Here is a 26,145-nt window from a genome sequence, read left to right on the forward strand (position 1 = left end):
GGCGGCGGGTCGGTGCGGACGTGTCACGGATGCCGGCACGGCCGGGGCCCTCGGGGGTACGAGCGGGCTCCTCGCACACGGGCGGGGCCCTCGCCGGGGCCGGGACCTCAGGCGGGGGAGGGGGCCTCCTCCGCGGGCTCACCGCGCAGGGCGACGGCGTACATCTCGTCCGCGTCGAGGCGCCGGAGCTCCTCGGCGATCAGCTCGGACAGGGGGCGGACCTTCAGCGCGAGCCGCCGCGACGGCTGCCCCGGCAGCGACAGCGTGGCCATCGGGCCCTCCGGACGGTCGATGACGATCTCGCCCTCCGCCGTGCCCAGCCGCACCCCCGTGACCACCGGGCCGGCCGTCTCCACCCGCTCGACCGGCACGTTCAGCCGGGCCCCGAGCCAGCGCGCCAGCAGCTCCGCGCTGGGGTTCTCGGCCTCGCTCTCCACGGCCGCCGACGTCACCGTCAGCCGGGCCTGGTCCAGGGCGGCGGCCAGCATCGAACGCCACGGCGTCAGCCGGGTCCAGGCCAGGTCGGTGTCGCCGGGCGCGTAGGTACGCATCCGGGCCGACAGGACCTCCAGGGGGTTCTCCACCGCGTACAGGTCGGTGATCCTGCGCTGGCCCAGCGCGCCCAGCGGGTCCTTCGAGGGGTGCTCGGGCGCGTCCGACGGCCACCACACGACCACCGGCGCGTCCGGCAGCAGCAGCGGCAGCACCACGGAGTCGGCGTGGTCGGACACCTCGCCGTAGGTGCGCAGGATGACGGTCTCGCCCGTACCGGCCTCCGAACCGACCCGCACCTCGGCGTCCAGCCGCGGATGGGTGCGCTCGCGCGGGGTGCGGGCGTGCCGCTTGATGACGACCAGCATGCGGGAGGGGTGCTCGTGCGAGGCCTCCTCGGCGGCCTTGAGCGAGTCGTAGGCGTTCTCCTCGTCCGTGACGAGCACCATCGTCAGGACCATGCCCACCGCGGGAGTGCCGATGGCGCGGCGGCCCCGCACCAGCGCCTTGTTGACATCACTTGCCGTGGTGTCGGTCAGATCGATCTTCATGGCCTGCGCCAGCTCCGTCCGTCTCGTGCGAGCATCTCGTCGGCTTCCACGGGCCCCCAGGTACCGGCCGAGTACCGGGCCGGTCTGCCGTGGGATGCCCAGTACTCCTCGACCGGGTCGAGGATCCTCCAGGACTCTTCCACTTCCTGATGCCGGGGGAACAGGTTGGCGTCCCCGAGGAGGACGTCGAGGATGAGCCGTTCGTACGCTTCCGGGCTGGCCTGGGTGAACGACTCGCCGTAGGCGAAGTCCATCGACACGTCCCGGATCTCCATCGAGGTGCCCGGCACCTTCGAGCCGAACCGCACCGTGACACCCTCGTCCGGCTGCACCCGGATCACGACGGCGTTCTCCCGGAGCTCCTCGGTCGCCATGGAGTCGAAGGGGGAGTGCGGCGCACGCTGGAACACCACCGCGATCTCGGTGACCCGGCGGCCCAGCCGCTTGCCGGTGCGCAGGTAGAAGGGGACGCCCGCCCAGCGGCGGTTCTCCACGCCCAGCTTGACGGCGGCGTAGGTGTCGGTGGTGGAGCCCGCGTCGATGCCGTCCTCCTCCGCGTAGCCCCGCACCCGCCTGCCGCCCTGCCAGCCCGCCGTGTACTGCCCGCGCACGGTGTGCCGGCCCAGGTCCTCGGGCAGCCGCACGGCCCGGAGCACCTTCAGCTTCTCGGTGAGCAGCGACGCCGCGTCGAAGGAGGCCGGCTCCTCCATGGAGGTGAGCGCCATGAGCTGGAGCAGGTGGTTCTGGATGACGTCACGGGCGGCGCCGATGCCGTCGTAGTAGCCGGCCCGGCCGCCGATGCCGATGTCCTCGGCCATGGTGATCTGCACGTGGTCGACGAAGGACCGGTTCCAGATCGGCTCGAACATCGTGTTCGCGAAGCGCAGCGCCAGGATGTTCTGGACGGTCTCCTTGCCCAGGTAGTGGTCGATGCGGAAGACCTGGTCCGGCGCGAACACCTCGTGGACGATCGCGTTGAGCTCCTTGGCCGACCTCAGGTCGTGGCCGAACGGCTTCTCGATCACCGCGCGCCGCCAGGCTCCGGCGGGCGCGTCGGCCAGCCCGTGCTTCTTCAGCTGCTGGACCACCTTCGGGAAGAACTTCGGTGGTACCGAGAGGTAGAACGCGTAGTTGCCGCCGGTGCCCCGGGAGCTGTCCAACTCGTCGACAGCCGAGCGCAGTTGCTCGAACGCCGTGTCGTCGTCGAAGTCGCCCGGGACGAACCGCATGCCCTCGGCGAGCTGCTGCCAGACCTCCTCGCGGAACGGGGTGCGGGCGTACTCCTCGACCGCGTCGTGCACCACCTCCGCGAAATCCTGGTCCTCCCAGTCCCGGCGGGCGAAACCGACCAGCGAGAAGCCCGGCGGCAGCAGGCCCCGGTTGGCGAGGTCGTACACCGCCGGCATCAGCTTCTTGCGCGACAGATCGCCCGTGACCCCGAAGATGACGAGCCCGGAGGGGCCGGCGATGCGAGGGAGGCGGCGGTCGCGCGGGTCACGCAGGGGATTGGACCATTCGGTACCGTCCGGATCCCCGGAGGTCTTCCCGTCCGGAGCCCCGGTCGTCTCCTCGGTCATTCCCGTCAGCTCCTTGTCGTCGAGGTGGTCGAAGGCCTGCCCCACCGTTCCCGCGGATTTCTGCCCGGCGCGCCCGTACGTCGTGGCGCCCTCGGCCCTCTTCTCCACTACAGGGTGTCCCGGTACGCCCGAACCTTCACCTCCGTAACATGTTTACCAGTAAAAGTATGACGTATTCGTGGGGAGGTGGCCCTGCGGCGCGGGCGTCCCGGGAGAGCGCCGGGTCGCGGGCATGGGTGAGGGGGCCCCACGCGTGCGTGGGGCCCCCTCGGCCGGTCGGGGAAGTCGGTGGTTCGGGGGAGCGGCCGGCCGGGTGGACCTGCCGGTGGTCAGCGGCCGAACGTGAACCAGTTGACGTTCACGAAGTCCTGCGGCTGGCCGCTCGTGAAGGTCAGATACACGTCGTGCGTGCCCGTCACGGACGCGGTGTTCGCCGGGACGGTCCGCCATGACTGCCAGCCGCCCGTGTTGCCCACCGAGAAACTCCCGACGGGGGCGTTGCCGCGGCTGTCCAGACGCACCTCGACCAGACCGCTGACCCCGGCGGGCGCACCGCTCGCCACCCGGGCCGAGAACTGCCTGGCCGCGGACGAGCCGAAGTTGACGCCCTTGAACTGCATCCAGTCGCCGTTGGCCAGCGCGCCCACGTTCTGGCCGCCGCCGGAGTCGGTGGTGGTCTCCGTCAGCGTGCCGGACTGGGCGTCGAACGACTCGGCCTGGATGGTGCCGTACGCGTCGCGGTTGCCGGTCGGCGGGGGCGTGGTGCCACCGCCGCCGGAGGTCAGCACCTGCACGTAGTCGACGAGCATCGAGTGGCCGGGCTGCGTACCGGCGTCCGGGCCGCCGCCGAAGGCGTCGGGGAAACCGCCGCCCATCGCCACGTTGAGAATGATGAAGAAGCCGTGGTCGGTGGCGTTCGTCCAGGTCGTCGCGTCGACCTGGTTCTCCCGCACGGTGTGGAAGGTGTTGCCGTCGAGGGAGAAGCGGATCTCCTCCACGCTCTTCGAGCGGTCCCACTCCAGCCGGTAGGTGTGGAAGCCGGCCTGACAGGTCGTGCCCTGGCAGGTGGTCGAACCCCCGATACCGCTGTTCTCGTTGCACGGCCCGCCGGGCGCGGTGCCGCAGTGCATCGTGGCGAAGACGGTGTTGTTGCCCTGCGTGTTCTCCATGATGTCCAGCTCGCCGACAGCCGGCCAGTTCCAGTAGTTGCCCCGGTACGGCGCGCCCAGCATCCAGAACGCCGGCCAGTAGCCCTTGGCGGCGGCACCGGTCACGTTCGGCACCTGGATCCGGCTCTCGACGCGCAGGGTGCCGCCGGCCGGCGGCTCGAAGTCGGAACGGTTGGTCTCGACACGGCCGGAGGTCCAGTTCCCGGAGGCGTCCCGGCGCGGGGTGATGCGGAGGTTGCCGTTGCCGTCGAGGGAGACGTTCTGCGGGTTCGACGTCATCGTCTCGATCTCACCGGTGCCCCAGTTGGCGGGGCCGCCCGGGTATCCCTTGCCGGTCGCGTACTGCCAGTCGGAGGTGTTGACGCCGCTGCCCGCGGCGCCGTTGAAGTCGTCGACGAAGACCTGGTTCCAGCCCGACGGGGGTGTCGGGGCGGAGGCGCTCGCGGACGGCAGGGCGATGGTGGAGGCCGCGAGCGCGAGCCCGAGCGTGCCGACGGCGGCCAGCAGCGCCCGCCGCAGCGGGCGGGATCTGCGCGGGGCACGGGGTCTGCGGGGGGTGCCGGAGGTGTCACTCATGTGGGGATGCCTCTCGGAGACGGATGCGGGTGCGGGTGCGTCGGTCGGTCAGGTGCGGATCCAGACGCGGATCCGCGTGCGGTTCCAGGTGCGGATCCAGGAGCGGGGGAGTGCCCGAGAGCCCTGCTCATCGGCTGTGAGAGCGCTCTCACGGTGTCGCCAATGTGCTCCGCGCCCCCGTGGCCGTCAAGAGGTGTAACCGAGAAAGTCCTTGCGCGCGAGGAGAGTTCATCTCATGAATTGACGTGAATGGGTGCAACAGCGCCACGCCCGGCCGTACGGAGCGGCGCCCGCCGGTGACCGGGCACCGCGCGCGGTTTTCCGTTCGACCACATGCCGAGCGCGTGCCCTCCGCTTGGCCCCGGACCTTCACCGGCGCCCGCGGGCGGAGCCTCACCGGTGAGGGGGCGTCCCCGGGCTCGGGCGGATCCCCACTGCCGGCCGGAGGCATCATGACCGAGGACAGTGACGTGGTGGACGATCGGAACGGCAGGCGTCGACGCCGCCGTGGTGGGAAGGGTGCGGACGTGAAACTGACGATTCTGGGCGGCGGGGGATTCCGGGTCCCGCTGGTGTACGGCGCGCTCCTCGGGGACCACGCCGAGGGGCGGGTGACCCAGGTCGTTCTCCACGATGTCGACGACCGTCGACTGTATGCGGTCGCCCGTGTACTGGCCGAACAGGCGGCCGGCGTGCCCGACGCTCCCGAGATGAGCACCACCACCGACCTGGACGAAGCGTTGCGGGGCGCCGACTTCGTCTTCTCCGCGATCCGCGTCGGCGGCCTCGAGGGCCGGGCGAACGACGAGCGGGTCGCGCTCGCCGAGGGCGTCCTCGGACAGGAGACGGTCGGCGCGGGCGGCATCGCCTACGGGCTGCGTACCGTCCCCGTCGCCGTGGACATCGCCCGGCGGGTGGCCCGGCTCGCCCCCGACGCCTGGGTCATCAACTTCACCAACCCGGCGGGCCTGGTCACCGAGGCCATGTCCCGCCACCTCGGCGACCGGGTCATCGGCATCTGCGACTCGCCGGTCGGTCTCGGCCGTCGCATCGCCCGGGTCCTCGGCGCGGACCCGCGGGAGGCGTGGATCGACTACGTCGGCCTCAACCACCTCGGCTGGGTGCGCGGCCTGTACGTCAAGGGCCGTGACGAACTCCCGCGCCTGCTCGCCGACCTGCCCCTGCTCGGCTCCTTCGAGGAGGGCAGGCTCTTCGGCGCCGACTGGCTCCAGTCCCTCGGTGCCGTCCCCAACGAGTACCTGCACTACTACTACTTCAACCGGGAGACCGTACGCGCCTACCAGCGGGCCGAGAAGACCCGCGGCGCCTTCCTCCACGACCAACAGGCCCGCTTCTACACGCAGGTGGGCGACCCGGACATCCCCGCTCTCGCCACCTGGGACCGCACCCGCGCCGAACGCGAGGCCACCTACATGGCCGAGAACCGCGAGAGTGCCGGCGCCGGCGACCGTGACGAGGACGACCTGTCCGGCGGCTACGAGAAAGTGGCCCTCGCCCTGATGCGGGCCGTCGCCCGTGACGAACGCACCACCCTGATCCTCAACGTCCGCAACCGCAGCACCCTTTCGGTGCTGGACGGGGACGCGGTCATCGAGGTCCCCTGTCTGGTCGACGCCCAGGGAGCGCACCCCGTCTCCGTCGATCCGCTGCCGGGCCACGCCACCGGCCTGGTCTGCGCGGTCAAGGCGGTCGAGCGCGAGGTGCTCCGTGCCGCCGAGTCCGGCTCCCGTGCCCATGCGGTCAAGGCGTTCGCGCTGCACCCGCTCGTCGACTCCGTGAACGTGGCCCGCCGCCTCGTCGACGGCTACACCGCCGTCCACCCCGGCCTCGCCTACCTCAAGTAGCTCTGGGGACGAGTACTTCGGAAGAAGAGAACGCAGAAGGAAAGAAACTTCTGGAGGAGAGCACTTCGTGGTGCCGACCCCGCGGCTGACGGCGGGGCGGGACCGACGGCATGCATCGGGTCGGCCGGTCGCCCCCCGTGACAGCGGCCGACCGACCCGAGCCCCCCGTTCCCCCGTGCTTCCCCCGTCCCCTCCGGAAGGCTTCCCCGTCCCCCGGAAGGGGTTCCCCCGTCGCCCTCCACCGTTAAGAGCGCGGGACCCGCCGTCTGATACACCCTCCGGAGAAATTTCCCGAAAAAAATCCGGTCCCGGCGCAGGAAGCGCGCCGGGACCGGCCGGTGGGCAAGGAGCGCGGACGGCATCCGGGTTCTAACGGTGGTGCGTTCCCCAGGCGGCGGGGCTCCCGGCCACGGCGTCCGCGGTGGTGGCGCGCACCTGACCGGAGTCGGCCGCGGCCCGCGGCCCGGCGGGCACGGCCGGGGCCGGCACACCGCCCAGCGCGGGTGCGGGGACGTCCGCGGGCACGTCCGCGCGCTGCTGCGGCACCGACACCGGGCGCAGCGGACGCGGCCCCGACACCACCGAGTAGTCCTGGCCCAGGAACGGCGGGGACATCTCCCCCGGATCGTCACCGAGCGCCAGCCGCACGGCGGCCCACGGCGCGTTCACCCCGCACAGCGACAACTGGTGCAGTCCGCCGGCCGGGCGGGTGTTGACATCCATCAGCACGGGCCGCTCGCCGAACATCCGGAACTGGATGTTGGACAGATGGTGCAGCCCGAAACCCTCCGCGATCCGCCGGGCCGGCTCCAGCCAGCGCTCGTCCACGGTGAACCCCCTGCGGCGGCCGTTCTTGGTGCGGCCCACGGCCAGCCGGACCCGGTTGTCCGGCCCGGTGAGGCAGTCCACCGACACCTCCGGCTGCTCCAGCACCGGCATCACCAGCCAGTCCACCGGCTCCTCGGCCTGCCGCACCGCCTCCAGCACCAGATCCAGCGGCACGTACGGGCTGGGGAAGCCGTTCAGCTGTGTGAGCGAGAAGGGGGCACGGGTGATCACCCGGAAGCCCACACCACCCGCGCCGGACGCGGGCTTGAAGCAGGCCCGATGGCCCCGCGCCTCCAGCTCGTCCACCGCGCGGACCAGCTCGTCCGCCGACCGCACCCGCCACCACGGCGGCACCGGCACCCCGATCGCCTGGACGGCCTCGTAGGCGATCACCTTGTCGTGGAAGACGGCCACCGCCTCGGGCGGCGGAGCCAGCAGCGCCGTACCGGCCGCCTCGAACTCCGCGCGGTGCGCGACGATCGCTCCCTGGTGCAGCCGGGGCACGAACACGTCGATGCCGCGTCGCGCGCACTGGGCGAGCGCGTACTCGACGTACGCCGCCGGGGACAGGCCCTCGGGCTCCAGCTCGGCGGTGTCGGCGGCGGCCAGTACGGGGGAGTCGGGGTCGCCGTGGGTGGCATGGATCTCGACGGCCCGGTCGCTGGGATTCCTTCTCACCTGATCCATGAAGAACACGTTCTCCGCGTACGTGCGGTTGAGCCATACGCGTACGCAAGAGGCCATGCAGGCCGCCTTTCACGGTTCGCGGGCAGGCTTCGGCGGCCCGTGCCCGGGCAGAGGGTATGGAGGATCGCCGGACGGCCCTGGGGGAAGGGCTTCACTGCGGCGGTGTTGCGGCCGATCATACGGCTTCGCCACGCGCTCCCGGACCACGGGCGTGTTACGGATTCCACGGTCCCGTCCACCGGTGACCGTACTCTTCGTACATGGTGTGCGTACGGGTTGATCCTTCATGCTCAGGGGGCGACAGGTGACGTCAACGGCAGCCGGCGGCGGACAGCTGTGGGCCATCAGCGACCTTCACATCGGCTACGACGAGAACCGTGCCCTGGTGGAGCGGATGCGCCCCGAGTCGGACGACGACTGGCTCCTCGTGGCCGGAGACGTCGCGGAGACCGTGGACGACATCCGCTGGGCGCTCGGCACCCTCGCGGGCCGGTTCCGGAAGGTCGTCTGGGTGCCCGGCAACCACGAGCTGTGGACCCACCCGAAGGACACCGTCACCCTGCGCGGCGTCGCCCGCTACGACCACCTCGTCGACCAGTGCCGCGACCTCGGCGTGATCACCCCCGAGGACCCCTACCCCGTCTGGGAGGGCCCCGGCGGTCCTGTGGCCGTGGCCCCGCTCTTCCTCCTGTACGACTACTCCTTCCTGCCGGCCGGGTGCGCCACCAAGGACGAAGGGCTGGAGTACGCGCACGGCACCGGCGTCGTCTGTGCCGACGAACGCCTGCTGCACCCCGACCCGTACCCGAGCCGGGAGGCCTGGTGCCGGGCCCGGGTCGAGGAGACCGAACGCCGGCTCGCCGGACTGCCCGAGGGCCTGCCCGTCGTGCTCGTCAACCACTACCCGCTGCACCGGCACCCCACGGCCGTCCTGTGGTACCCCGAGTTCGCCATGTGGTGCGGCACCGTACTCACCGACGACTGGCACCGCAGGTTCAACGTCCACACGATGGTCTACGGCCATCTCCACATCCCGCGGAGCACCCGGCAGGACGGCGTCCGTTTCGAGGAGGTGTCCGTGGGCTACCCCCGTGAATGGCGGAAACGGCCGGCACCGCCGGGGCGGCTGCGCCGGATCGTGCCGGGGGAGGAGTCCGGTGCCGGGGCCGAGTCCGGTACCGGGGCCGTGGTGGGAGAGGGCGGTGGCCGGTGATCGGGGGGTTGCTGCCCGGGACGGTCGTCGTCGTGGAGGCCTACGGCGACGAGGGCACCGACGCCCCGCTGTACCCCGAGGAAGCGGAAGCCGTGGCGCGGGCCGTCGACAAGCGCCGCCGGGAGTTCACCGCGGTGCGCTCCTGCGCCCGCCGGGCCATGAAGAAGCTCGGTGTGCCCCCGCGGCCCGTCCTGCCCGGCGAGCGCGGTGCACCCACCTGGCCGGACGGGCTGACCGGCAGCATGACCCACTGCGCGGGCTACTGCGCCGCCGCCCTGGTCCGTACGGGTGATCTGGCCTCCCTCGGTATCGACGCGGAGGTCCAGGGGCCGCTGCCCGAGGGGGTGCTGTCGTCCGTGGCGCTGCCCGCAGAGGCGGAGCGCATCGGGCGGCTGGCCCTGGAGCGGCCCGGAGTGCACTGGGACCGGCTGCTGTTCAGCGCCAAGGAGGCCGTGTACAAGGCGTGGTTCCCGCTGACCGGGAAGTGGCTGGACTTCATGGAGGCCGACATCGAGCTGTTCGCCGAACCCGGCGGCGGCGCCACCGGTGGTTCCGGCCCCGGCGGCTCTGCCTCCGAGGGGCCAGGGGCTCCGGTGCGCGGCGGGTTCCGGGCGGCGCTCCTGGTGCCCGGGCCCCGGGTGGGCGACCGCCATCTCGGCCACTTCGACGGCCGCTGGACCGTCGAAGGCGGTCTGGTCGCGACCGCGGTCGCCGTACCGCACGGCTGACCGGGCGGCGGGGCCGGGAACAGCGCGGCGCCCCGTGCCCGCCCCCGGCGCGGCCGGCTCCGGCCGGCCGTGCGGCCGGGTCACGGCCGCGGGTGCCAGTCGCGGAGCATCCGGAAGAAGGACTCCTCGTTGCCGGAGAGCCCCGCCCGGGCCAGGGCGGTCTCCGCCTCCGCGAGAACGGAGGGCGCCACCATCGGGGGCCTGCGGGAACCCGGCGGTCCGGTCTCCCCGTCGTAGGCGGCGCGCACCGTGTGCAGCAGTCGCAGATAGGCCTGGACGGCGGTGCGCTCGCGGTCGGTCAGTACGGCGGTGGGCATCGCTTCGCTCTCCCCGGGTCATGATCCCGCATCGGGCGTCCCGCACGGTGCGGGCGCACCCCCAGCTTGCCGCCCGCCACTGACAATCGGTCCGTGCCGCACGCCGGTCCGCCCCGGCTGAAGCACCCCCCGGCTCAGGCCCTCCCCAGCTCAGGCCTTGGGCCGCTGGACGCTCTCCAGGAGCATGTCCAGCCACTCCGCGACCTTGTCGCGGTGCTGGTCGGTGGGGAGCTGGGCGGCCCGCCACGCGATGCCGCGCACCCCGTGGTCCTGCAGCAGCCGCTCCAGTGGGTCGTCGGCCGCCGCGGCGGCCCGCCGCTCCCGGTCGGCCAGGTTCTGCAGCAGCTCCTGCTCGGTGTGCCGGAGCGCGTTCGCGAGGGCTTCGGGGTCCTCGGCGGTGAGGAACCCGGCGTGCACCCGGAAGAACCGCTGGATGGCGTCGCAGTGCTCCATGGTGGGACGCCGGTCGCCGTTGAGCAGGGCGCCGGCCTGCTGCCGGGACATGCCCGCGCCGTCGGCTATCTCCTGCTGCGTGTACTTGCGGCCGTTCGGTTTGAGCCGGGTGCGGCGCAGCAGGTCCAGACGCTGCACGAACCGGGTCTGCACCTCGGGTTCGCCCGCGGGCCGGCCGCTCAGCAGGGCCTTGACCACCGGCTCCGGGACTCCGGAGGCCGCGGAGAGCCGGCCGATGCCGAAGACCTCGGTGTGCGGCACGTCGAGCCGGTCGGCGAGTGCGGCGACGCGGGCGACGACGGCCGACAGCGCGGTCGTCGGCGCGGTGTCCTGTCCCTCACCCACGAAGCCCCCCGTCACCGACAGATCTCCTACGTCTCTCACACGCTTCTCACATGTGGTTGCCGTGAACTTCACGGAGACTAGCCCGTGTCTCGAACTCACATCCAGGTCTCGCCACAACTGTGGCCAATTTCAGCCGTCAACCGACATGAAATGCCACGATAGTTGACACGCTCGAGGTTCGACCCGCAGGATCGGGGCGCCGCGTCAAGGCCGCACAGGCAAGAGGGGTGACCTCCCGATGGCACATCAGGCAGGAGGCCGGCGGCCGATACCGCGGCCCGGTCCCGAGACTCCCGAGGCGCAGGCCTATCTGGAGGACTACGCCGCGTTCCTCCACGCGGTGCCCTTCCCCTCCCTGGTGGTCGACCGCCGCTGGGACGTGCTGCTGGCCAACACCGCTTTCCGGACACTTTTCCGGGATGTCGAACCGCATCCGACGGCCATGCCCGGTGACAACTTCCTCCGGTTCGTCCTCTTCCACCCGGACGCCGCCACCGTGCTGGGGGAGCACGAGTCGAGCTGGTGCCTGCCGATGCTGGCGCACTTCGCCAAGACGGTGGAGCGGCACGGCCACGACCACGGGCTGCAGGCCATCCGCCGGGACATCGCCCAGGACCCCATCATGGAGGCCGCCTACCGTCAGGGACTGCCGCACTGGCTCCGCGCCGTCGGCGAGCAGGCCGCCGAACACGACGGCGCCGTACGGCCGTTGCGGCACCCCGATCCGCGCTGGGGGGACACCGACTGCCGTCTCGTCGTGGAGACGACCAGGATTCTCGACGACATGGACTGCATCCGGCTGACGCTGGTCCTGCGCGAGGCGCGCCGCACCCCGTCCGGCCATCGCAGACGCCGGCGCGCCGCCTCCCATCTCAGCGTGGTGCCGGAACCGCTCTGACGCGCCGGTTTCTTGCACGCCCACGCAAGTTGCTTGCGTGACTTGCGCTATTCTTGCGTTCATGACGCGACGACTTGCTGTGGTGGCGAAGAAGGTCGGGGTCAGCGAGGCCACGGTCAGCCGGGTGCTCAACGGCAAGCCGGGAGTCTCCGAGTCCACCCGGCAGGCCGTGCTCTCCGCCCTGGACGTGCTCGGTTACGAGCGGCCCACCCAGCTGCGCGGCGAGCGCGCCCGGCTGGTCGGCCTGGTGCTGCCCGAGCTGCAGAACCCGATCTTCCCCGCCTTCGCCGAGGTGATCGGCGGCGCGCTGGCCCAGCTCGGACTGACCCCGGTGCTGTGCACCCAGACCCGCGGCGGCGTCTCCGAGGCGGACTACGTGACGCTGCTGCTCCAGCAGCAGGTGTCCGGCGTCGTCTTCGCGGGCGGGCTCTACGCCCAGGCCGACGCGCCCCACGACCACTACCGGCAGCTCGCCGAGCGCAACATTCCGGTCGTCCTCGTCAACGCTGCCATAGAGAACCTCGGCTTCCCCGGCGTCTCCTGCGACGACGCCGTGGCCGTGGAACAGGCCTGGCGGCATCTGGCCTCGCTCGGTCACGAGCGCATCGGTCTGGTGCTCGGCCCCGCCGACCACGTCCCGTCGGCCCGCAAGCTGGCCGCCGTCCGCGCGGTCGCCGGCGAGGTGCCCGACGAGCACGTCGCCCGCGCCATGTTCTCCATCGAGGGCGGGCACGCCGCCGCCTCCCGGCTCATCGACCGGGGCGTCACCGGTTTCATCTGTGCCAGCGACCCCCTCGCCCTCGGCGCGGTACGGGCCGCCCGCCGCAGGGGACTCGACGTCCCCGCGCAGATCTCGGTCGTCGGCTACGACGACTCGGCCCTGATGAACTGCACCGAGCCCCCGCTCACCACGGTCCGCCAGCCCATCGAGGCCATGGGCAGGGCCGTCGTGGAACTGCTGAACGCGCAGATCAACGGGGGGCAGGTCGCCGCCGAGGAGCTGTTGTTCGAGCCGGAGCTGGTGGTGCGCGGGTCGACCGCGCAGGCCCCCCGGACCTGAGGACCGAGGCGCCCCGCCGTCCCCGGGAGCCGGACCTCCCGGACCGCGCCGTCCGGGAGGTCCGGCCCGCTGCGACCCTGATTCCGCTTCGCTTCCGGTCGACTGTCGAATAATTTCAAATTCTGCGCGACATCTTGCGGACCCCTGTCGTCGGTGCTTGAGTGTGCCCCGCCCACCGCTCCTGTTCCGAGGGGTTCACCCGCTCCTGTCCCAGAGGGGTCCATCGATGAGAAGCACCGGGATCCGCCGTACCCTCGTCGCGCTAGGCGTCGGCGCCCTCACGCTCACCGCCTGCGGGTCGAACGACGACCAGGCAGCCGACGGCAAGACCCGCATCACGGTCAACTGCATGCCGCCCAAGAGCGCCAAGGTCGACCGCCGGTTCTTCGAGGAGGACATCGCCGCCTTCGAGAAGAAGAACCCGGACATCGACGTCGTCCCGCACGACGCGTTCCCCTGCCAGGACCCGAAGACCTTCGACGCCAAGCTCGCCGGCGGGCAGATGGAGGACGTGTTCTACACGTACTTCACCGACGCGCGTCATGTCGTCGACATCAAGCAGGCGGCCGATCTCACCCCGTACGTCAAGGAGTTGAAGAGCTACGGGACGATCCAGCAGCAACTGCGGGACATCTACACCGTCGACGGCAGGATCTACGGCGTACCGCGCACCGGGTACTCCATGGGGCTGGTCTACCACCGGCAGCTCTTCGAGCGGGCCGGACTCGACCCCGACCGGCCGCCCACCACCTGGGCCGAGGTCCGCGACGCCGCGAAGAAGATCGCCGCACTCGGCGACGGCACCGTCGGCTACGCCGACTACAGCGCCCAGAACCAGGGCGGCTGGCACTTCACCGCCGAGCTCTACTCCCAGGGCGGCGACGTCGTCACCCCCGACGGAAGGAAGGCGGCCGTCGACTCGCCCGAAGGCCGCGCGGTCCTGCAGACCCTGCACGACATGCGGTGGAAGGACGACTCCATGGGCAGCAGACAGCTGCTCGTCATCAACGACGTCCAGCAGATGATGGGCGCCGGCAAGCTCGGCATGTACCTCGCGGCTCCCGACAACATCCCGATCCTGGTGAAGGAGAAGGGCGCCGAGTACAAGGACCTCGCCCTCGCGCCCATGCCCGGCGGACAGGCCACCCTCATCGGCGGCGACGGCTACATGTTCAACAAGAAGGCCTCGCCCGCCCAGATCAGGGCCGGCCTGAAGTGGCTCGACCACATGTTCCTCACCCCCGGCGACGGCTTCCTCGGCGACTACGCCCGCGCGAAGGAGAACGACGCACCGGTCGGCCTGCCCGAGCCCCGGCTGTTCACCGGCGCCGCCGACGCCAGGGACCAGCAGGTCAAGGAGTCCCACGCCAACGTGCCGGTGGAGAACTACCAGGCCTTCCTCGACGGCAACCAGGACCTGGAGATGAGGATCGAGCCGCCGCAGGCGCAGCAGCTGTACTCCGTCCTCGACGGGGTCGTCTCCGCGGTCCTCACCAAGGAGGACGCCGACATCGGCCGGCTCCTGAAGGACGCCTCCACCAAGATCGACGGCATCCTGGCGCGAGGCTGACCGGCGATGACGACCCCCACGTGCGAGGCCGGCCCACGATGACGAAGACCGCCGCACGGCCCGCCGCCCCGGCGCCCGCCGTCCGCCCGGTGAAGGCGCCGTCCCCGTCCGGAGACCGCGGACGGCGCCGCCTCGCCGACCAGGCGCACGCCTACGGCTTCCTCCTGGGCGGCCTCGTCTGCTTCGCCCTGTTCTCCTGGTACCCGGCGATCCGCGCCGTCGTGATCGCCTTCCAGAAGTACACGCCGGGCTCGCCGCCCGAATGGGTGGGCACCGCCAACTTCACCCGCGTCCTGTCCGACCCCGAATTCGGCGCGGCCTGGCGCAACACCCTCACCTTCACCCTGCTGGCCCTGCTGATCGGCTTCGCCGTCCCGTTCGTCCTCGCCCTCGTGCTGAACGAACTCCGGCACGCCAAGGCGTTCTTCCGCATCGTGGTCTATCTCCCGGTGATGATCCCACCGGTGGTCAGCGCCCTGCTGTGGAAGTGGTTCTACGACCCGGGCACCGGCCTCGCCAACGAGGCACTGCGGTTCCTGCACCTGCCCACCTCGAACTGGTCCAACGGCGCCGACACCGCCCTCGTCTCCCTGGTGATCGTCGCCACCTGGGCCAACATGGGCGGCACCGTCCTGATCTACCTCGCCGCCCTCCAGTCCGTCCCGGGCGAGCTGTACGAGGCCGCCGAACTCGACGGCGCGAACCTGTTCCAGCGCATCCGGCACGTGACGGTCCCCCAGACGAGATTCGTCATCCTGATGCTGATGCTCCTTCAGATCATCGCCACCATGCAGGTGTTCACCGAACCGTTCGTGATCACCGGCGGCGGCCCGGAGAGCTCCACCGTCACCGTCCTCTACCTCATCTACAAGTACGCCTTCCTCTACAACGACTTCGGCGGTGCCTGCGCGCTCAGCGTGATGCTCCTCGCCCTCCTCGGACTGTTCTCCGCCGGCTACCTCCGGCTCACCCGTTCCTCCGAGGAGGCGGCATGAGCAGCACCCGCACCCTCGTCTCCCCGGCCGTCCTGGCCCGCCCCCGGGGCCGGGCGGTCTACTGGACCGTGTTCACCGGCGTCGTCCTGCTCTTCGCGCTGGCCTTCCTCTTCCCCGTCTACTGGATGGTCACCGGCGCGATGAAGTCCCCGGACGAGGTGGCGCGCACCCCGCCCGGCCTCCTCCCCGACCGGTGGAGCACGAGCGGCTGGACCGACGCCTGGGAACTGATGCAGCTCCCCACCCACCTGTGGAACACGGTGGTGCAGGCGGCCGGCGCCTGGCTGTTCCAGCTGGTGTTCTGCACGGCCGCCGCCTACGCCCTGTCCCGGCTGCGGCCCGCCTTCGGCAACGTGGTCCTCGGCGGGATCCTCGCCACCCTCATGGTCCCCGCGCAGGCCCTGGTCGTACCCAAGTACCTCGTCGTCGCCGACCTGCCGCTGATCCACACCAGCCTGCTCAACGACCCGCTCGCCATCTGGCTCCCCGCCGTCGCCAACGCCTTCAACCTCTACCTGCTCAAGCGGTTCTTCGACCAGTTGCCGCGGGACGTCCTGGAGGCCGCCGAGATCGACGGCGCCGGGCGGCTGCGCACCCTGTGGTCCATCGTGCTGCCCATGTCCCGGCCGGTGCTCGGTGTCGTGTCGATCTTCGCCCTGGTCGCGGTGTGGCAGGACTTCCTGTGGCCGCTGATGGTCTTCTCCGACACCGGCAAGCAGCCGATCAGCGTGGCCCTGGTGCAGCTGTCGCAGAACGTCCAGCTGACCGTCCTCATCGCCGCGATGGTGATCGCCAGCATCCCCATGGTCGCGCTGTTCCTCGTCTTCCAGCGGCACATCATCGCCGGGATCGGCGCGGGCAGCACCAAGGGCTGACGCGGCACCGGCGGCCGTCACGGCCCCGAGGCCGACACCGAACCCGTCCACCGAAGAGAAAGGCACGCACCGTGGGACAGCCCACCCCTGCCCGGAGCGACGACGACTGGTGGCGCTCCGCCGTCATCCACCAGGTGTACGTCCGCAGCTTCGCCGACGGCGACGGCGACGGCACCGGTGACCTCGCCGGAGTCCGGGCGAGACTGCCGTACCTCGCCGAACTCGGTGTCGACGCCCTGTGGTTCAACCCCTGGTACCTGTCCCCGATGAAGGACGGCGGCTACGACGTCGCCGACTACCGGACGGTCGACCCGGCCTTCGGCACCCTCGCCGAGGCGGAGAAACTCATCGCCGAGGCACGGGAACTCGGCATCCGCACGATCATCGACATCGTGCCCAACCACGTCTCCGACCAGCACGCCTGGTTCCGCGCCGCCCTGGCCGGCGGGCCCGAACGGGACCTGTTCCACTTCCGGCCGGGCCGCGGTGAGCACGGCGAACTGCCCCCGAACAACTGGACGTCGGAGTTCGGCGGCCCCGCCTGGACCCGCCTGCCCGTCTCCCCCCACCGCCCTCCCGGGGAAGGCCCTTCGGGCCCTGTCGATTCCGGCGGCGACTGGTACCTCCACCTGTTCGCCCCCGAGCAGCCCGACCTCAACTGGGCGCATCCCGCGGTCCGCCAGGAGCACGAGGACATCCTGCGTTTCTGGTTCGAGCGGGGCGTGGCCGGTGTCCGCATCGACTCCGCCGCCCTGCCGGCCAAGGACCCCCTGCTGCCGGACCTCGTCGAGGGCCCGGGCCCGCACCCGTACGTCGACCGGGACGAACTCCACGACGTCTACCGGGCGTGGCGGGCCATCGCCGACGAGTACGACGCCGTGTTCGTCGGCGAGGTCTGGCTGCCGGACGCGGAACGCTTCGCGCGCTATCTGCGCCCCGACGAACTGCACACGGCGTTCAACTTCTCCTTCATGACCTGCCCCTGGGACGCGGCGCGGCTGCGGACCTCCATCGACGAGACGCTCGCCGAGCACGCCCCCGTCGGCGCGCCCGCCACCTGGGTGCTGTGCAACCACGACGTGACCCGTACGGTCACCCGCTACGGCCGCGCGGACACCGGATTCGACTTCGCCGCCAAGACCTTCGGCACCCCGACCGACCTGGCCCTCGGCACCCGGCGCGCCCGCGCCGCGGCCCTGCTGTCGCTGGCGCTGCCCGGCACGGTCTACCTCTACCAGGGGGAGGAACTGGGCCTTCCCGAGGTGGAGGTGGCACGGGAGCACATCCAGGATCCGATGCACGCACGCTCGGGGGGCACCGATCCGGGACGGGACGGGTGCAGGGTGCCACTGCCGTGGGCGGCGAAGGAGCCGTACGCGGGATTCGGGTCCCGGGAGACACCGTGGCTTCCGCAGCCGGACCACTGGGCGGCGTACGCGGTCGACCGGCAGCAGGACGACCCCGGCTCCATGCTCACCCTCTACCGCCGGGCGATCCGCCTGCGCCCCGCCTTCGGCACGGGTCCGCTCACCTGGCTCCCCGCCCCCGACGGCGTCCTGGCCTTCGAGCGCGCCGACGGCCTGCGGTGCCTCGTCAACCTCGCCGACACCCCGGCCGACCTGCCCGAGCACGCCGGGATCCTCCTCGCCAGCGGACCCCTCGACCCCGGGAACCGGCTGCCGAGGGACACGGCCGTCTGGCTCCGTACGCCGGCGGCCCGGTTCAGCGAACCGGAGGGGAATCCTTCCTGAGGCCCACCGCGGCGTCCTGGGCCGCCGTCGCCGCTCCCCGCTTCGCCGCCTGGATCTGCTCGTACACATGGGTCCGCAGCTCGGCGAAGCGCGGGGCGACCCGGGTGGTCAACTGGTCCCGCTCCCGAGGAAGATCGACCTTCAGCTGCTCCTGGACCACGGTGGGGGACCTGGACAGCACGATCACCCGCTCGCCGAGGTAGACGGCCTCGTCGATGTCATGGGTGACGAACAGGACGGTCATCGACCGCTCCTGCCACAGCCGGCGCACCAGGTCCTCCAGATCGGCCCGGGTCTGCGCGTCCACGGCGGCGAACGGCTCGTCCATCAGCAGCACATCGGGCTCGTACGCCAACGCCCGTGCGATCGCGACCCGTTGCTGCATACCGCCGGACAGCTGCCACGGATACGCTCCGGCGGAGTCCGCCAGCCCCACCGACTCCAGAGCGTCACCGACCAGTTCCTTGCGCCTGGCCGCGCTCAGGCCCTTCTGCTTCAGCGGGAGTTCGACGTTGGCGCCGACCCGCATCCACGGAAACAGGCTGCGTCCGTACTCCTGGAAGACGAACGCCATCCCGGGCGGCGGCCCGTCCACCTTCCGCCCGGCCAGCGTCACTTCGCCGGACGTCGGTGCGAGCAGCCCGCTCATGCACTTCAGCAGGGTCGTCTTGCCGCAGCCCGACGGGCCGACGAGACAGACCAGTTCTCCCGCCTCGACCGTGAAGGTGAGATCGCGGACCGCTTCGGTTCGGCGTCCGGATCCCTCGTAGACCTTCTGCAGGCCGCGTACGTCGAGCATGGACCCCCCTTTCTCGAGCTTCACGGCGACCGCCTGGTGGCGTCGCGCAGGCCGTGGTACCAGGCGAGCACCCGCCGCTCGGCCAACTGGAAGAGGACCGACAGGGCGAAGCCCAGCAGGCCGAGCAGCAGGATGCCGGTCCACATGTCGGGGATCGCGAAACTCCGCTGGAACTGCACGATGGTGAAGCCGAGCCCGTTGCTGGCGGCGAACATCTCGCTGATCACCATGAGGATGATGCCGATCGACAGGGCCTGGCGCAGGCCCGCGAAGATCTGCGGGCTCGCCGACGGCAGCACCAGGTTCCGCAACCGCGCGGCGCCCGTGATGCCGTAGGAGCGGGCCGTCTCCGACATCACGGAGTCGACCGCCCGCACCCCCTCGACGGTGTTGAGCAGGATGGGCCACACACAGCCGCTCGCGATGACGACGATCTTCATCGTGTCGCCGATGCCGGCGAACAGCATGATCACCGGAACCAGCACCGGCGGCGGCACGGCCCGCAGGAACTCCAGCACCGGTTCGCACACCGCCCGCACCCGCCGGTAGGAGCCGATGACCGTGCCGAGCGCGATGCCCGTCACGGCGGCGAGCGCGACGCCCGCCGCGAGCCTGAGCACGCTGGGCAGCACGTCACCGCGCCACCGCTCGGCGGTCCACACGTCCGGGAACGCCTCTGCGATGGTGCGCAGCGGCGGCCAGTACACGTCCTGGCTGGCGTCCGACGTCACCCACCACGCGGCCGCCAGCACCACGGGCAGGGCGAGCACGAAGACCAGCCGCCGCAGCCGCCGCACCCAGGCGCCCGGGCCGGCCCGGCCCGGGACCGTCCCCTTCACACCGCCACCTCCCCGCGTACCGACTGGTGCCAGGCCAGGGCCCGCCGCTCGACCATCCGGGCACCGATGTTGATCAGCAGCCCGAGCAGCCCGGTGACCACCACCAGCGCGTACATCTCCGGTACCGCCTGCGAGGTCTGGGCGACCGCGATGCGCGCGCCCAGCCCCGGTGCCCCGATGACGAGTTCGGCGGTGACGGCGAGGATCAGCGCCACCGCCGCCGCCAGCCGCACCCCGGTCATGACGTAGGGCAGCGCGCTCGGCCACATCACGTGCCGCACCCGCGCCCAGGCGCCGAGCCCGTACGAGCGTGCCGTCTCCTCGGCGACCGGGTCGACGTCCCGCACGCCGTACAGCACCTGGAGCAGGACCTGCCAGAACGCGGCGTACACGACGAGCAGCAGCACCGACCGGAGTTCCGTGCCGTAGAGCAGCACCGCCAGGGGGATCAGCGCGACCGAGGGGATCGGGCGCAGGAACTCGATGGTGGACGCCGTCGCCTCACGGAGATACGGCACCACCGACAGGAGGACGCCGACGACGATCCCGGCCGCGACCGCGATCGCCAGGCCCAGCGCCCAGCCGGTGAGGGTGTCACCGAGCGCCGTCCAGAAGGCGGGGTCCCCGGTCTCGGTGCCGAGCGCTTCGGCGACATGACTGACCGGCGGGAAGTACTCCTGCTCGACCAGGCCGATCCGCGGGATCAGCTCGCCCAGGACGAGGAAGCCGGCGAGCCCGGCCGCACCGAGCGCGGCGTTCTCGCCCCTCACGGGAGCAGCTTGTCCAGGTCGGGCGTCTGCTTGAACAGGTCACCCTCCTCGCCGAGCTTCACCAACTGCTCGATGGAGGCGCGGTTCGGGTCGGTCGGCCACTTCGGCAGGGTCACCTGCTCCAGCACGGCCGGCGGGATCTTCGTGTACGTGGTGACCACCTCGCGCACCTCGTCCGGGTGGGAGTCGGCGTACGCGAGGGACTCGGCGGTGGCCTCCTGGAACTTCTTCACCACCTCCGGGTTCTTCTGCGCGTACTGCGTGGAGGTGAAGTACAGGGAGATGGTGAGGTCCGGGGCGATGTCGACCATGGACGACGCGATCTCCCGGCCGCCCTGGCCCTTGATCGTGGCCAGCGCCGGCTCGACCACCATGGCGGCGTCGATCTGCCCGCCGTCGAGCGCGGCGGGCATCTGGTCGAAGTTCATCTCGACGAAGTCCACCTTGCCGGGGTCACCGCCCGACTTCGTCACCGAGGCGCGTACGCCGAGCTCCATCGTGTTCTTCAGCGTGTTGACGGCGACCTTCTTGCCCTCCAGGTCCTTCGCCGACTTGACCGGGCTGTCGCCCTTGACGGTGATCGCGGCGAAGTCCTCGCCCTCCACGCCGGTCGAGGCGTTGCCGTTCGCCACCCCCTTCACCGGCACGCTGTTGGACTGGGCGATCAGCAGCGAGGTCATGTTGGAGAACCCGAACTCGAACTGACCGCTGGCCACGCCGGGAACGATCGCCGCGCCGCCCTGGGCGCTGGAGATCGACAGCTTCAGGCCGCGTTCGCTGAAGAAGCCCTTCTTCTCGCCCAGGTACAGCGGCGCGACATCGACGATCGGGATGAGGCCCACCTTCACCTCGGTGGTGCCGCCGGACGAACCGGAGCCGTTCGACTCCTCGGAACCGGACGAGCCGCACGCCGTCGCGGAGGCCAGGACGGACACGGCCGTGAGGCCGACGAACAGACGACGCATGATTCCCCCTGTGGGACCGGACCAGGTGCTCCGCCAGGCTGTTCGCAGACAGCACGAACGTACACAGCGGGAACGTAGGGCCCTTGTCGAGTTCAGGTCAATGCCCCTGACGGGATGGATCGTCGGTGGTCGCCGTAGGTGTCGTTGACAGTGCGAGAGGTGCACTCATAGCGTGCGCACAGCGTACGGCCGGCCGTGCCGCACGCCCTGCCGCGAGCCTTCCGCCGGAGGCCGGATGAACGAGGACACAGCCCGTGCACCGCACTTCGTGAGGTCCTTCGGACGCGGTCTCGCCGTCATCCGGGCCTTCGACGCCGACCATCCGGCGCTGACCCTGAGCGAGGTCGCCCGCGCCTCGGAACTGACCCGCGCGGCGGCCCGCCGTTTCCTGCTCACGCTCGCCGACCTGGGCTACGTCCACACCGACGGCCGGCTCTTCCGGCTCACCCCGCGCGTCCTGGAACTCGGCTACTCCTACCTCGCCAGTTGCACGCTGCCGGAGATCGCCGAGCCCCATCTGGAGCGACTCGTCGCGCAGGTGAGGGAGTCGTCGTCGCTCTGCGTCCTGGACGGCGACGACATCGTCTACGTGGCGCGCGTCCTGACCCGGCGCATCATGAGTGCCTCCATCACCGTGGGCACGCGTTTCCCCGCCCATCTCACGTCGGTCGGCCGGGTCATCCTCGCGGATCTGCCGGAGGAGGAGCTCGACGCCCGGCTGGCCCGCACCGACCTGCGTCCGTACACCTCCCGGACCCTCACCTCGGCATCCGCCGTGCGGGCCGAACTGCGCCGGGTGGGCCGGCAGGGGCACGCACTGGTCGACCAGGAACTGGAGGAGGGCCTGCGGTCGGTCGCCGTCCCGGTGCGGGACCGGGACGGCGCGGTGGTGGCCGGAGTGAACATCGCCGTGCACGCCGGCCGCAACTCCGTGGAGTCCGTCCGCCGGGAGCTGCTGCCGCACCTGCTGGCGACCGTCGCGCGGATCGAGGCGGACCTGTGGATCACCGGCCCGGCCCGGGCCGCCTCCCACGGAAACGGAAACGGAAACGGAAACGGGAGCGGGGCCGGGGCCGGGAGATGAGCAGGGTCGTTCCGCCGTGCCGTCATTCCGCTCCGGCGCCGGGCTTCCAGCCCAGCTCCGGTGCGATCAGGTGGCGTACGTCGTGCAGGATCTGCTCGTAGTCGTCGCGGTGGAACTCGTACGGCAGCTCCAGACGCAGCTCGGAGACGGCCCGGACCACCGGGTCGGCGGTCAGCCGCTCCAGGATCTGCTCCGCGGTCCCGGCCACGTCCGGCGCGAACAGGATCCGCTTCGGCCCCTGCGGTGCCAGGGTCCGCACGTGCCGGGAGGCCGCGTACGCGCGGTAGCGGGCCCGGCCGTCGACCTGCCGGGAGGGCCGGATCGTCCTAGGGTGGACGGCACTGCGCTACACAGCGACCGGGAGTTCTCATGCGTCTTCCCATCGAACTCAGGCACGTGGCACCCCGTCTGGCCCTAGGGGCGTTCATCCTCAACTCCGGACTGTCCAAGCGGGGTGCCGACGAGGAGACGGCCGCCCAGTTGCACGGGATGGCCAAGACCACCTACCCGTTCCTGGAGAAGGTGCAGCCCGCCGCCTTCGCCCGGCTGCTCTCCGCCGGGGAGATCGCGCTGGGTGCCGCTCTGCTGCTGCCCGTCGTCCCCACGCTCGTGGGCGGTGCCGGGCTGGCCGCGTTCTCGTCGGGCCTGCTGGGGATGTACCTGCGTACGCCGGGGATGCGTGAGGAAGGCAGTCTGCGGCCCACCCAGCAGGGCATCGTGCTGGCCAAGGACGTCTGGATGCTCGGCGTCGGGATCGGGTTCATCGTCGACGAACTGACGCGCGACGGCCGGTGACCGCTCCCGTTCCCCGCCCCGGCCCAGCCCTCGCCGTGGAGCCGTCTACGCCACGTCGGCCGGACGTCCCGGTTCGGGCTGCCGGTGCCGGTGCCGGTGCCGGTGCCGGAACCGGGGCCGGGGCACGAGGCGGGCGAGTCCGCACGGTGCCGGTGCCGGACGCAAGGTGAGCACCTCGGCCCCGGGGCGGACGGCCTCGGGGTGAGTGGCCGCGGAGCGGTCCGGCGCGGCGGAATCCGCCCCGGACTGCACCCCGGCGCGGTCTGCGGGGTGCGGGCGCGGTGTCGCCCGGGTCAGGAGGATCACGCCCCACGACGCGAGCGCCGCGCCGGCCAGGGCGAGCAGCACCTCCGCCGGGCCGCCCCGGAACCGCTCGCCGAGCAGCCAGAGTCCGATCGCCGCGGCGGCCACGGGGTTCGTCAGGGTCACCACCGCGAGAGGGGCGCCCAGCCCGCTGCGGTAGGCGGTCTGGGACAGCAGCAGCCCGCCGGCCGCGAACAGGGCGACGAGCAGGGCCACCCCGATCACCCGGACGTCCGGCAGCGGACCCGGGCGCTCCGTCACCGCCACCGTCACGGTCTGGGTGAGTGCCGAGGCCACCCCGGAGGCGATGCCCGACGCGGTCGCGTGCCGCAGTCCGGGCCGGGCACGCGGCCGCGACAGGACGCCGATCAGGGCAGCCGTGGCACCCGCGACCAGCAGCGCCTCGGACACGGACAGCGTGTCGTCCGGTGCCGCCCCCGAGGCGGTGACCAGGATCGCCGCGAGACCGACGAGGGTGAACGCCGTGCCCCGCCACTCGGTCCGGCCCACCCGCCGCCCCGCGACCCACGCCCCCAGAGGCACGGCCGCCACCAGCGTGAGCGCGCCGAGCGGCTGGACCACGGTCAGCGGGCCGTACGCGAGCGCCACGACGTGCAGCAGCGCGCCCGCGGCGTTCAGCACGACCGTCCACCACCAGGCGCCGCTGCCCAGCAGCCGCAGCGCACCGGTGCCGGGCGACCGTGACGCCAGCCGTTCCTGGGCGACCGCGGCAGCCGCGTAGGCGACGGCGGAGACGAGGGACAGGGCGACGGCGACGAGGCTCGCGCTCATCGGCGCGCCCCCACGAGTTCCTCGCCCTCGGCCCTCGCCTCGTCGGTCTGCTCCGCCTCGTCGCTCTTCGCCGGCACGGTGGGCGCGGTCGGAGGCCGGCGGGCAGGGCGCGGGAGGCGCAGGGCCGCGAGGGCGGTGCCGAGCAGGGCGGCTGCCACGATCGCGTCCAGCCAGAAGTGGTTCGCCGTCCCCACGATCACCAGCAGCGTCAGCACCGGATGCAGCAGCCACAGCAGCCGCCACCGCGATCGGGTGGCGACGGCCAGGCCGATCGCCACCATCAGCGCCCAGCCGAAATGCAGCGAGGGCATCGCCGCGAACTGGTTCGACAACGTGTCGGTCTCCGGAGGCCCGTACACCGACGGCCCGTAGACCCGCGCGGTGTCCACCAGGCCGGTGGCGGCGAGCATCCGGGGCGGGGCGAGCGGGAACGCCAGATGCAGTACCAGAGCGGCGGCGGTGACCGCGGCGAGCACCCGTCGCGCCCACCGGTAGTGGACCGGGCGGCGCAGGTAGAGCCAGATCAGGAAGGCGGCGGTGGCCGGGAAATGGACGACCGCGTAGTAGGTGTTCGCGAGGTGCACGAGGCCGTCGCCGTGCAGCAGCAGGGACTGGACCGCTCCCTCGCCGGGCAGGCGGAGTGCTCGTTCCAGCTCCCACACGTCGTGCCCGTTGCGGAGGGCGGCTTCGGAGTGGCCCGTCGCGAGCCGGCGGCCGCTTTTGTAGACGAGGAAGAGTGCCACCACGAGCAGGAGCTCACGGAGGAGGGGCGGGCGCGCCGAGGCGCCGGACGCCGGCGGTGCGTCGGGCCTCGCCGGTGGCGGCTCGCTCGGTGGCTCGCTGCGGGCATTCATCCCCCGGCCCTTTCGCCGACGCTGGTTCTGAGGTGGTGCTGGTGGCAGTGGTGGTGCCGGGTCGCGCTGTGGTGCGGGCCTTCGCCGGTGCGGGTTCGAGTCGAAACATGTCCGTACCGATACGGGCTCGTACCGATACGGGAGTGTACCGATACGGAACCGTTCCGGTACACTTGCGTATCGATGGGCGGGGGCGCAGGCGCACGGGAAGCCGGACCCCGGAGGGCCCGCCCCCAGGACAAGGAGCCGAGCCGATGACGTCGCAGGCCGCGGACCAGCCGGAACAGGTTGGCAGTTCGCGCCGCTCCAAGATCACGCCCGAGCGTGAGCAGGAGTTCTTCGACGCGGTTCTGGAACAGATCCGTCAGTGCGGCTACGACGCCGTCACCATGGACGGGGTCGCGGCCCGGGCGCGGTGCAGCAAGTCCACGCTGTACCGGCAGTGGCAGACCAAGCCCCGGTTCGTCGCCGCGGCCCTGCGCTCCAGCGGGCAGGCGCGCTTCACCGGCATCGACACCGGCACCCTCGCGGGGGACCTGCGCGAGGCCGCCCGGAGCGCGGGCGCGTGGTCGGCGCAGGACACCTCGTTGCTACAGGCGCTCGGGCACGCGGTCACGCAGGACCCGGAGCTGGCCCAGGCACTGCGCGAAGCGCTGGTCGAACCGGAGATCGTCGCGCTGAAGGCGATCCTGCGGCGCGGGGTCGAACGCGGTGAGGTCTCCGCGGAGAACCCGGCGCTGGCGTACGTCCCGGCCCAGTTCTTCGGCGTGCTGCGGGTGCGGCCCCTCCTGGAGGGGCGGAACGCGGACCCGGACTATCTGCTCCGGTTCGTGGAGGCCGCCGTACTGCCGGCACTCGGCCTCGAATGAGACCAGGGCCGCCGTTCCCGGACGACCGGGCGGCGACCTGACCGCGCCGCACCGTGGGGACGGGGGCGGCGCGCACCACCGGCCGGGTGGGGCTCCCCTTGAGCGGAGGGGAGCCCCACCCGGCC

The 26,145-nt window shown here is 71.7% G+C and carries 25 protein-coding genes; 12 read left to right on the top strand and 13 right to left on the bottom strand.

All coding sequences use genetic code 11. The features are described from left to right. Positions 1-107 precede the first annotated feature (107 nt). The 3 genes from opcA to ACIF80_RS28365 all read right to left on the bottom strand — a co-directional run bounded on the left by opcA (position 108) and on the right by ACIF80_RS28365 (position 4,365). Complete coding sequence (gene opcA / locus ACIF80_RS28355; RefSeq protein WP_399809879.1) at positions 108-1,043, bottom strand: glucose-6-phosphate dehydrogenase assembly protein OpcA; 936 nt, start codon at positions 1,041-1,043, stop codon at positions 108-110. Beyond that, complete coding sequence (gene zwf / locus ACIF80_RS28360; RefSeq protein ID WP_399809989.1) at positions 1,040-2,620, bottom strand: glucose-6-phosphate dehydrogenase; 1,581 nt, start codon at positions 2,618-2,620, stop codon at positions 1,040-1,042. The genes opcA and zwf overlap by 4 nt, the downstream gene beginning before the upstream one ends. Before the next feature lie 329 nt (positions 2,621-2,949). After that, positions 2,950-4,365 carry a glycoside hydrolase family 16 protein gene (locus tag ACIF80_RS28365; RefSeq protein WP_399809880.1) on the bottom strand — a complete coding sequence of 472 codons (1,416 nt, stop codon included), beginning with the start codon at positions 4,363-4,365 and terminating at the stop codon, positions 2,950-2,952. Between the two features lie 527 nt (positions 4,366-4,892). Here ACIF80_RS28365 and ACIF80_RS28370 point away from each other — a divergent pair. Then, positions 4,893-6,230: a 6-phospho-beta-glucosidase gene (locus ACIF80_RS28370; protein WP_399809881.1), complete on the top strand. Its 1,338-nt coding sequence runs from the start codon at positions 4,893-4,895 to the stop codon at positions 6,228-6,230. A gap of 369 nt (positions 6,231-6,599) precedes the next feature. Here the strand turns inward: ACIF80_RS28370 and ACIF80_RS28375 are convergent, their stop codons facing one another. Further along, positions 6,600-7,802, bottom strand: a complete 1,203-nt coding sequence (locus tag ACIF80_RS28375; RefSeq protein ID WP_399809883.1) for an ATP-grasp domain-containing protein — start codon at positions 7,800-7,802, stop codon at positions 6,600-6,602. 247 nt (positions 7,803-8,049) lie between these two features. On the opposite strand from ACIF80_RS28375, the gene ACIF80_RS28380 reads away from it, so the two are divergent. Both ACIF80_RS28380 and ACIF80_RS28385 read left to right on the top strand, forming a co-directional pair. Continuing rightward, entirely contained in the window at positions 8,050-8,958 is a 909-nt protein-coding gene (locus tag ACIF80_RS28380) for a metallophosphoesterase family protein (protein WP_399809884.1), read from the top strand. Next, positions 8,955-9,686, top strand: a complete 732-nt coding sequence (locus ACIF80_RS28385) for a 4'-phosphopantetheinyl transferase (protein ID WP_399809885.1) — start codon at positions 8,955-8,957, stop codon at positions 9,684-9,686. Before ACIF80_RS28380 ends, ACIF80_RS28385 begins: the two co-directional genes overlap by 4 nt. Before the next feature lie 80 nt (positions 9,687-9,766). On the opposite strand, the gene ACIF80_RS28390 is transcribed toward ACIF80_RS28385, so the two are convergent. Together ACIF80_RS28390 and ACIF80_RS28395 are read right to left on the bottom strand one after the other, a co-directional pair. Further along, the gene (locus ACIF80_RS28390; protein WP_399809887.1) at positions 9,767-10,003 is read right to left on the bottom strand and encodes a hypothetical protein; all 237 of its coding nucleotides are present in this window, start codon (positions 10,001-10,003) and stop codon (positions 9,767-9,769) included. Positions 10,004-10,153: 150 nt separating this feature from the next. Further along, a complete protein-coding gene (locus tag ACIF80_RS28395; protein WP_399809990.1) occupies positions 10,154-10,816 on the bottom strand; it encodes a helix-turn-helix domain-containing protein in 663 nt (220 codons plus the stop codon). Between the two features lie 223 nt (positions 10,817-11,039). On the opposite strand from ACIF80_RS28395, the gene ACIF80_RS28400 reads away from it, so the two are divergent. From ACIF80_RS28400 to ACIF80_RS28425, 6 genes are all read left to right on the top strand, one after another. Next, on the top strand, positions 11,040-11,699 hold the full coding sequence (locus ACIF80_RS28400) for a hypothetical protein (protein ID WP_399809888.1): 660 nt from the start codon (positions 11,040-11,042) through the stop codon (positions 11,697-11,699). Between the two features lie 61 nt (positions 11,700-11,760). Then, positions 11,761-12,759 carry a LacI family DNA-binding transcriptional regulator gene (locus ACIF80_RS28405; protein ID WP_399809889.1) on the top strand — a complete coding sequence of 333 codons (999 nt, stop codon included), beginning with the start codon at positions 11,761-11,763 and terminating at the stop codon, positions 12,757-12,759. A gap of 226 nt (positions 12,760-12,985) precedes the next feature. Then, positions 12,986-14,329, top strand: a complete 1,344-nt coding sequence (locus ACIF80_RS28410; RefSeq protein WP_399809890.1) for an ABC transporter substrate-binding protein — start codon at positions 12,986-12,988, stop codon at positions 14,327-14,329. 38 nt (positions 14,330-14,367) lie between these two features. Further along, positions 14,368-15,324 (top strand): carbohydrate ABC transporter permease, encoded by a 957-nt coding sequence (locus ACIF80_RS28415; RefSeq protein WP_399809892.1) that lies wholly within the window; start codon positions 14,368-14,370, stop codon positions 15,322-15,324. Next, complete coding sequence (locus tag ACIF80_RS28420) at positions 15,321-16,199, top strand: carbohydrate ABC transporter permease (RefSeq protein WP_399809894.1); 879 nt, start codon at positions 15,321-15,323, stop codon at positions 16,197-16,199. Before ACIF80_RS28415 ends, ACIF80_RS28420 begins: the two co-directional genes overlap by 4 nt. A 71-nt stretch (positions 16,200-16,270) precedes the next feature. Beyond that, positions 16,271-17,950, top strand: a complete 1,680-nt coding sequence (locus ACIF80_RS28425; protein ID WP_399809896.1) for a glycoside hydrolase family 13 protein — start codon at positions 16,271-16,273, stop codon at positions 17,948-17,950. Here the strand turns inward: ACIF80_RS28425 and ACIF80_RS28430 are convergent. The 4 genes from ACIF80_RS28430 to ACIF80_RS28445 are packed head-to-tail and all read right to left on the bottom strand — an operon-like array spanning position 17,922 to position 21,323. After that, complete coding sequence (locus tag ACIF80_RS28430; protein ID WP_399809898.1) at positions 17,922-18,749, bottom strand: ABC transporter ATP-binding protein; 828 nt, start codon at positions 18,747-18,749, stop codon at positions 17,922-17,924. The genes ACIF80_RS28425 and ACIF80_RS28430 overlap by 29 nt on opposite strands. 20 nt (positions 18,750-18,769) lie before the next feature. Further along, a complete protein-coding gene (locus ACIF80_RS28435) occupies positions 18,770-19,588 on the bottom strand; it encodes an ABC transporter permease (RefSeq protein WP_399809899.1) in 819 nt (272 codons plus the stop codon). Beyond that, positions 19,585-20,358: an ABC transporter permease gene (locus ACIF80_RS28440; RefSeq protein ID WP_399809900.1), complete on the bottom strand. Its 774-nt coding sequence runs from the start codon at positions 20,356-20,358 to the stop codon at positions 19,585-19,587. The genes ACIF80_RS28435 and ACIF80_RS28440 overlap by 4 nt, the downstream gene beginning before the upstream one ends. Then, positions 20,355-21,323: an ABC transporter substrate-binding protein gene (locus ACIF80_RS28445; RefSeq protein ID WP_399809902.1), complete on the bottom strand. Its 969-nt coding sequence runs from the start codon at positions 21,321-21,323 to the stop codon at positions 20,355-20,357. The genes ACIF80_RS28440 and ACIF80_RS28445 overlap by 4 nt, the downstream gene beginning before the upstream one ends. Positions 21,324-21,558: 235 nt before the next feature. Between ACIF80_RS28445 and ACIF80_RS28450 the strand changes: the two genes are divergently transcribed. After that, a complete protein-coding gene (locus tag ACIF80_RS28450) occupies positions 21,559-22,407 on the top strand; it encodes an IclR family transcriptional regulator C-terminal domain-containing protein (RefSeq protein ID WP_399809904.1) in 849 nt (282 codons plus the stop codon). Positions 22,408-22,429: 22 nt separating this feature from the next. Here the strand turns inward: ACIF80_RS28450 and ACIF80_RS28455 are convergent, their stop codons facing one another. Continuing rightward, the gene (locus ACIF80_RS28455) at positions 22,430-22,666 is read right to left on the bottom strand and encodes a hypothetical protein (protein WP_399809905.1); all 237 of its coding nucleotides are present in this window, start codon (positions 22,664-22,666) and stop codon (positions 22,430-22,432) included. Between the two features lie 110 nt (positions 22,667-22,776). Here ACIF80_RS28455 and ACIF80_RS28460 point away from each other — a divergent pair, with 110 nt between their 5' ends. Beyond that, a complete protein-coding gene (locus tag ACIF80_RS28460; RefSeq protein ID WP_399809907.1) occupies positions 22,777-23,202 on the top strand; it encodes a hypothetical protein in 426 nt (141 codons plus the stop codon). A 45-nt stretch (positions 23,203-23,247) separates the two neighbouring features. Here ACIF80_RS28460 and ACIF80_RS28465 read toward each other — a convergent pair whose 3' ends face one another. Further along, positions 23,248-24,297, bottom strand: coding sequence for a hypothetical protein (locus ACIF80_RS28465; protein WP_399809908.1), 1,050 nt, complete (start codon positions 24,295-24,297; stop codon positions 23,248-23,250). Continuing rightward, complete coding sequence (locus ACIF80_RS28470) at positions 24,294-25,151, bottom strand: phosphatase PAP2 family protein (RefSeq protein ID WP_399809909.1); 858 nt, start codon at positions 25,149-25,151, stop codon at positions 24,294-24,296. Before ACIF80_RS28470 ends, ACIF80_RS28465 begins: the two co-directional genes overlap by 4 nt. A 254-nt stretch (positions 25,152-25,405) precedes the next feature. On the opposite strand from ACIF80_RS28470, the gene ACIF80_RS28475 reads away from it, so the two are divergent. Next, a complete protein-coding gene (locus tag ACIF80_RS28475; RefSeq protein ID WP_399809911.1) occupies positions 25,406-26,020 on the top strand; it encodes a TetR/AcrR family transcriptional regulator in 615 nt (204 codons plus the stop codon). Positions 26,021-26,145: the final 125 nt, after the last annotated feature.

This window comes from Streptomyces sp. NPDC085927, from assembly GCF_044540975.1.
Classification (GTDB): domain Bacteria; phylum Actinomycetota; class Actinomycetes; order Streptomycetales; family Streptomycetaceae; genus Streptomyces; species Streptomyces hirsutus.

Coding starts and splice junctions, on each gene's coding strand:
- opcA (WP_399809879.1), bottom strand. CDS start 1,043: ATGAAGATCGATCTGACCGACACCACGGCAAGTGATGTCAACAAGGCG.
- zwf (WP_399809989.1), bottom strand. CDS start 2,620: ATGACCGAGGAGACGACCGGGGCTCCGGACGGGAAGACCTCCGGGGAT.
- ACIF80_RS28365 (WP_399809880.1), bottom strand. CDS start 4,365: ATGAGTGACACCTCCGGCACCCCCCGCAGACCCCGTGCCCCGCGCAGA.
- ACIF80_RS28375 (WP_399809883.1), bottom strand. CDS start 7,802: ATGGCCTCTTGCGTACGCGTATGGCTCAACCGCACGTACGCGGAGAAC.
- ACIF80_RS28390 (WP_399809887.1), bottom strand. CDS start 10,003: ATGCCCACCGCCGTACTGACCGACCGCGAGCGCACCGCCGTCCAGGCC.
- ACIF80_RS28400 (WP_399809888.1), top strand. CDS start 11,040: ATGGCACATCAGGCAGGAGGCCGGCGGCCGATACCGCGGCCCGGTCCC.
- ACIF80_RS28405 (WP_399809889.1), top strand. CDS start 11,761: ATGACGCGACGACTTGCTGTGGTGGCGAAGAAGGTCGGGGTCAGCGAG.
- ACIF80_RS28410 (WP_399809890.1), top strand. CDS start 12,986: ATGAGAAGCACCGGGATCCGCCGTACCCTCGTCGCGCTAGGCGTCGGC.
- ACIF80_RS28415 (WP_399809892.1), top strand. CDS start 14,368: ATGACGAAGACCGCCGCACGGCCCGCCGCCCCGGCGCCCGCCGTCCGC.
- ACIF80_RS28420 (WP_399809894.1), top strand. CDS start 15,321: ATGAGCAGCACCCGCACCCTCGTCTCCCCGGCCGTCCTGGCCCGCCCC.
- ACIF80_RS28430 (WP_399809898.1), bottom strand. CDS start 18,749: ATGCTCGACGTACGCGGCCTGCAGAAGGTCTACGAGGGATCCGGACGC.
- ACIF80_RS28445 (WP_399809902.1), bottom strand. CDS start 21,323: ATGCGTCGTCTGTTCGTCGGCCTCACGGCCGTGTCCGTCCTGGCCTCC.
- ACIF80_RS28450 (WP_399809904.1), top strand. CDS start 21,559: ATGAACGAGGACACAGCCCGTGCACCGCACTTCGTGAGGTCCTTCGGA.
- ACIF80_RS28460 (WP_399809907.1), top strand. CDS start 22,777: ATGCGTCTTCCCATCGAACTCAGGCACGTGGCACCCCGTCTGGCCCTA.
- ACIF80_RS28465 (WP_399809908.1), bottom strand. CDS start 24,297: ATGAGCGCGAGCCTCGTCGCCGTCGCCCTGTCCCTCGTCTCCGCCGTC.
- ACIF80_RS28470 (WP_399809909.1), bottom strand. CDS start 25,151: ATGAATGCCCGCAGCGAGCCACCGAGCGAGCCGCCACCGGCGAGGCCC.
- ACIF80_RS28475 (WP_399809911.1), top strand. CDS start 25,406: ATGACGTCGCAGGCCGCGGACCAGCCGGAACAGGTTGGCAGTTCGCGC.